This window comes from Lichenihabitans sp. Uapishka_5 (genome assembly GCF_033947565.1).
Classification (GTDB): domain Bacteria; phylum Pseudomonadota; class Alphaproteobacteria; order Rhizobiales; family Beijerinckiaceae; genus Lichenihabitans.
Map to the genome: position 1 here is coordinate 1 of NZ_JARPVX010000057.1, position 5,475 is coordinate 5,475.

General features: G+C 70.5%; 6 protein-coding genes. All 6 read left to right on the forward strand.

The genetic code is table 11. The features are described 5' to 3' along the window. Positions 1–222, forward strand: a 222-nt coding sequence (locus P7D22_RS16500; RefSeq protein ID WP_336624814.1) for an alpha/beta hydrolase, incomplete at its 5' end; no start/stop codon positions are given. A gap of 96 nt (positions 223–318) precedes the next feature. After that, a complete protein-coding gene (locus tag P7D22_RS16505) occupies positions 319–2,778 on the forward strand; it encodes a DUF3772 domain-containing protein (RefSeq protein ID WP_319935372.1) in 2,460 nt (819 codons plus the stop codon). Between the two features lie 64 nt (positions 2,779–2,842). After that, positions 2,843–3,388 (forward strand): YidB family protein, encoded by a 546-nt coding sequence (locus P7D22_RS16510; RefSeq protein ID WP_319935350.1) that lies wholly within the window; start codon positions 2,843–2,845, stop codon positions 3,386–3,388. Between the two features lie 113 nt (positions 3,389–3,501). Then, positions 3,502–4,506, forward strand: a complete 1,005-nt coding sequence (locus P7D22_RS16515; RefSeq protein WP_319935351.1) for an SDR family oxidoreductase — start codon at positions 3,502–3,504, stop codon at positions 4,504–4,506. A 48-nt stretch (positions 4,507–4,554) separates the two neighbouring features. Next, a complete protein-coding gene (locus P7D22_RS16520) occupies positions 4,555–5,112 on the forward strand; it encodes a chromate transporter (RefSeq protein WP_319935352.1) in 558 nt (185 codons plus the stop codon). After that, positions 5,109–5,475 (forward strand): chromate transporter (locus tag P7D22_RS16525; RefSeq protein ID WP_319935353.1); only part of this gene is annotated, 367 nt, incomplete at its 3' end. The genes P7D22_RS16520 and P7D22_RS16525, both read left to right, overlap by 4 nt.

Consider the following 5,475-nt stretch of genomic DNA (forward strand, 5'->3'; position numbering starts at 1 on the left):
GCCCAAAGCACCGACGACCCGATCGCGCCGGTCGACAACAGCCGTTTGATGGCCTCGGCCCTCCGGCAGGCCGGCGTGCCGGCGGAGCTGCACGTTTTCGACACCGGCGGCCACGGCTGGGGCATGGGCCAACCCGGCACGGAGCCGGCCGTCTGGCCGGACCTGCTCCAGGCCTGGCTCGAGCGGGGCGCCGGCGCCTCGCATCACCCGGCGCCGACCTGAGCCGGGGCGCCAAATGGCACGCGGGTCGCAAGATCGCCCCAAACACCCGCTTTGAGGCGGGACTTCGAACCAGACCCCAAGGAGTCGTCGCTGTTGATGCGATCACCTGCGTCCACCGTCGCCCGCGCCGTCCTGGCCTGCCTGATGGCCCTCGCCCTGCTGGGCTGCTGGGCTGCCGTGACCCCGGGCCGGGCGCAGACGGCCGCGACCACGGCGCCGGTGCTGGCGCCGGCCGCGCGGCTCGACGCCGACAAGGCCGTCGTGGACCGCATCGAGGCGGCGCTCGGGCGGACCGACGTGTCGGATGCGACGCTGCAACAATTCCGCGCCGACATCGACCCCGTCAGCACCGACCTGCAGGCGCTCGTCACCGACCTCGCCCCTCGGCTCGACGCCGCCAAAGCGCGGCTCGACCAGCTCGGGCCCAAGCCGGCCGACAAGGCCGCCACCGAGGCGGCCGACATCACGACCGAGCGCCAGGCGCAGGAAAAGCTCTACAGCGACCTCGACGCCACCGTGAAACGCGCCAAGGTGCTGAGCGTGCAGGCCGACCAGCTCAGCGACACGGTCGCGGGCCGCCGCCGCGCGCTTTTCGCCCGCTCGGTGCTGGAGCGTTCGGCGAGCCTGCTCAGTCCAGCCCTGTGGATGGCGGTCGCAAAGGACCTGCCATCCGATGTGCGGGCCCTGGTCTACCTCGGGCAGGATTGGTGGAGCGGGGTAATCGGCAAGGCCGAGGGCTGGAAGGTCAGCGTGGTGGCGGTGCTGATCGGCATCCTGGCGATCATCTTCTGGCCGGCCCTGCGGATCTCGCGTCGCTTCAAGCACCGGCATCCCGAGGCCAAGCCCACCCGGTTGAAGCAGGCCCTCTTCGCGCTCTGGGTGGCCTTCGTCACCATGGCGATCCCGACGCTGCTGGTGGCGGCCGCCTTCGGGGTGCTGAACGGCGCCGATTTCGTCACCTTCCGGCTGCAGCCGATCGCCCGGTCGATCCAGCTCGGCACCCTGGTGGTCGGCACCATGGCGGGCCTCGCACGCGGCCTGCTGGCCCCCGGCTTGCCGAACTGGCGCTTGATCAAGATCAGCGACGCCTCGGCCCGCAGCCTGAACGCGCTGACGATCGCGATCGCGGCCATCGTGGCAACTTTCGAGCTTCTGGCCGCATTCAACGACGCCATCGCGGTGGCGTTGCCGACCGCCGTGGCGGTGCGCGGCATCGGCGTGCTGCTGGTGGCGGTCGCCATGGCCCGCACGTTGCACCGCATCGATCGCATCGTCGGCGCCATGGATCAGGGCGCCGTCCCGCAGAGCGCGGCCCGCAACTGGTCAGGGCCCGCCCGCATCCTCGGCTGGACGGTGGCGACCGTGCTGGGCGTCGCACTGCTGACCGGCTATGTGGCCTTCGGCTCGTTCATCACCAAGCAGATCGTTTATCTGACGGGCCTTTTCTCGCTGCTGTACCTGCTGATGATCCTGGTCGACCAGGGCATCGGGGCGGTGCTGCAGCCGAAAACCCGCATCGGCCGCACCTTCATCGTCACGGCCGGGTTCCGGCGGGAATCGCTCGAGCAGATCGCCATCCTGTTGTCGGGCGTGCTGCGGGTGGTGCTGGTCGTGCTCGCGGTGTTGTTGATGCTGGCGCCATGGCGGATCGGCTCCGGCGACGCGCTGGCGACCCTGCAGGGCGCCTTCTTCGGCTTCAACGTCGGCGACGTGACGATCTCGCTTTCGACCATCATCGTGGCCGTGGTCTTGTTCATCGTCGGCATCGCGGTGACGCGGGCGCTGCAGCGCTGGCTCGACGTCACCTACCTGCCCCACACCCATCTCGACACCGGGCTGCGCAACTCCATCAAGACCAGCATCGGCTACCTCGGCGTGGTGGCCGCGGTCGCGGTGGCGGCCGGCTATCTCGGCTTGAGCTTCGAGAAGGTCACCTATGTGGCGGGCGCCTTGTCGGTCGGCATCGGTTTCGGCCTGCAATCGGTGGTGTCGAATTTCGTGTCGGGCCTCATCATCTTGTGGGAGCGCGCCATCCGGGTCGGCGACTGGATCGTGGTCGGATCGGATGAGGGCTTCGTGCGCCGCATCAACGTGCGATCCACCGAGATCGAGACCTTCGACCGCGCCACCGTGATCGTGCCGAACCAGAACCTGATGACCGGCGTGGTGAAGAACTGGGTGCGGGGCGACCGCGTCGGCCGCATCCTGCTGCCGATCACGGTGGGGCTCGCGGCCAAGCCCGAGGAAATGCGCGACATGTTGATCGGCATCGCCAAGGATCACGACCGGGTGCTGAAGATCCCCTCGCCCAATGTGCTGTTCGCCTCCTATGCGGGCGACCAGATGACCTTCAACCTCATCTGCTTCGTGGACGACGTCGAGGCCGGCAAGCGCACCACCAGCGACCTGCTGTTCACCATCCACGCGGCCCTGATGGAAAAGAACATCATCGTGGCGCCCGGCCCGGCCCAGCTGGCGAGCCCTGCGCTCGAACAGGCCATCGCGCTGTTGATGGCCGACAAGGACGATGGCGCACGCGCAGCCCGCCGGGCCTGAGCGCGACGCCCTTGGAACCGCGGCCGGTCGCCGCGGGTTTCGTGTCCTCACGGAGGACGAAACCATGGGCATTCTCGAGAACTCCATCGGCGCCATGTTCGGCCAGGGCCCCGGCAACAACGACGGCCCGAGCTTCGGCGCCGCCTATGCGCCGCTCGCCACCGCGCTGATTGGGCTCCTGGCCACCAAGGCCATGACGGGCGGCTTCGGCAACCTCGGCAACATGCTGGGCGGCGGTTCGTCGCAGCCGGCGGCGCCGCAGGGTCAGATCCCGCAGCAGAGCGAGCCGCAGGGCGGTGGCGGTCTGTTGGGCGGCCTCGGCGGCCTGCTGCACAGCTTCGAGCGCAACGGCATGGGCCAGACGGCGCAATCCTGGATCGGCGGCGGCGAGAACCACACAGTCGCCCCGGCCCAGGTTCAGCAGGCGATCGGGCCCGACATGATCCGCGAGCTCGCCCAGCGCACCGGCCGTTCCGAGCAGGATGTGGCGCAGCAGCTGTCCCAGGAGCTGCCCGAGATCGTCAACCGGCTGACCCCGCAGGGCCGCATGCCGACCCACCAGGAGGCCTCGGGCTTCCTCGACGGCAGCAACCCGCTCCAAGCGCGCTGACCGCGCGGCAGGGTCCCACAGACCAGGGGGAACCGCGCGAGTCCGGCCTCCATTGACGCGATAGACGGCGGCGATCCTTCGGTCGCTGCCGCTTTCGTTGAAAGGTCGGATCCATGTCCGAAAACCATCCCGACGCCCGACGCCGCCTTTTGCTCGGCGGCACCGTGGCGAGCGGCCTCGCGGCTGCCATCGGTGCCACCGCGGCCCGGGCCGATGAGGCGGCAACGGCGCCCGTGACCCGCGACCCGAACATCACCACCGCCTATCCACGGCCGCCCTTCCCCGAGCAAAGCCAGCCCTGGCCGGGCCTGACCGGCAAGATGGTGCCGCGCCCCGACCACGGCGAAACCTCCTACAAGGGCTCCGGCCGTCTCGCCGGCCGCAAGGCGCTGGTGACGGGCGGCGACAGCGGCATCGGCCGCGCCGCCGTGATCGCCTTTGCGCGCGAGGGCGCCGACGTCGCCTTCAATTACCTGCCGGCCGAGGAGGCCGACGCCCAGGAGGTGGTGAAGCTCATCGAAGACGCGGGGCGCAAGGCCTATCCGCTGCCGGGTGACCTGCGCTCGGCCGACTTCTGCCGCCAGCTCGTGGCCGACGCCGTGCAGAAACTCGGCGGCCTCGACATCCTGGTGTCGAACGCCGCCATGCAGCATGCGGCGCCCTCCATCCTCGACATTTCCGACCAGCAGTTCGACGACACCTTCAAGTGCAACGTTTACGCGCTGTTCCACCTCAGCAAGGCGGCGCTGCCGCACCTGAGGCCGGGCGCCTCGATCATCGCCACGAGCTCCGTCAACGCCTACGATCCCGGCGAAGGCATCATCGATTACGCGGCCACCAAGGCCGCCATCGCGAACTTCTGCAAGGGCCTCGCCAAGCAGGTGGCCGCCAAGGGCATCCGGGTCAATGCGGTGGCGCCGGGCCCGTTCTGGACGCCGCTGCAGGTGACGGGCGGCCAGCCGACCGCGAAGCTGCCGACCTTCGGGGCCGATACGCCGATCGGGCGTCCCGGCCAGCCGGCCGAGCTCGCGCCCGTCTACGTGCTGCTCGCCTCGGATGAGGGCAGCTACATCACGGGCCAGGTGTATGGCGCTGTGGGCGGCCACGGCGGCCCCTGATCGGGACCGTGATTGCGGCGGCGTCACGCAGGGTATAGCGCGGGATCCATGCCCCGTGCCCTCGCATCGCCGACGCCGCTCCGCTTGTTCCTGATCTTCAGCCGCATCGGCCTGACGAGCTTCGGCGGCGGCCTCAGCGGCTGGCTGCTGCGCGAATTCGTCACCGACCGGGCCTGGATTGACGAGGAGGCCTTCCTCAACGGCCTGTCGCTGGCCCAGGCGCTGCCGGGCGTCAACGTCACCAATATGGCGGTTTGGATCGGCAGCGACCTCGCCGGGGTACCGGGGGCGCTGGCGAGCGTCGCCGGCATCGTGGCACCGCCCGCGGTGGCGATCGTGGCGCTGGCGGCCGGCATCGAACGGCTGTCGGGGTTTTCGGCCACCACCTGGGCGCTCGACGGCGCGGCCGCGGCCGCTGTGGGGCTCAGCGCCTCGATGGCCATCACGGTGACCCGCCGGGTGCCCCGCCGCCCCCTGCCCTGGGTGGTGCTGGGCGCGACCTTCGCGGCCGTCGGCCTGCTGCATTGGCCGCTGCTGCCCGTGGTGGTGGCCATGGGGACCCTCAGCGTTGCGGCCGAATGGCGCCGCCTCGGACGCGACCGGTGAGCCGGCCGCTCCTGGCGCTGGCGCTGGTCTTCGCGCCCTTGTCGCTGGTCTCGGTCGGCGGCGGTCAAACCGTGGTGGCCGGCATCCAGCATCAGGTGGTGGCGGTGCACCATTGGCTGACGCCGAGCCAGTTCCTCACCGATTTCGCCGTGTCCCGCATGGCGCCCGGCCCGGGCTCGCTGCTGGCGACGCTGATCGGCTGGCAGGTGGGCGGCCTCGCCGGGGCCTTGGTGGCCACCCTGGCGATCTTCGGCCCCACGGTGGGGCTGATGACCGGCGTGGCGCTGGTGTGGCGGCGGGGCGGTGGGGATGCCCGCTGGCAGCGGGCGATCGAGGGCGGCCTGCGCCCTGTCGCGGCCGGCA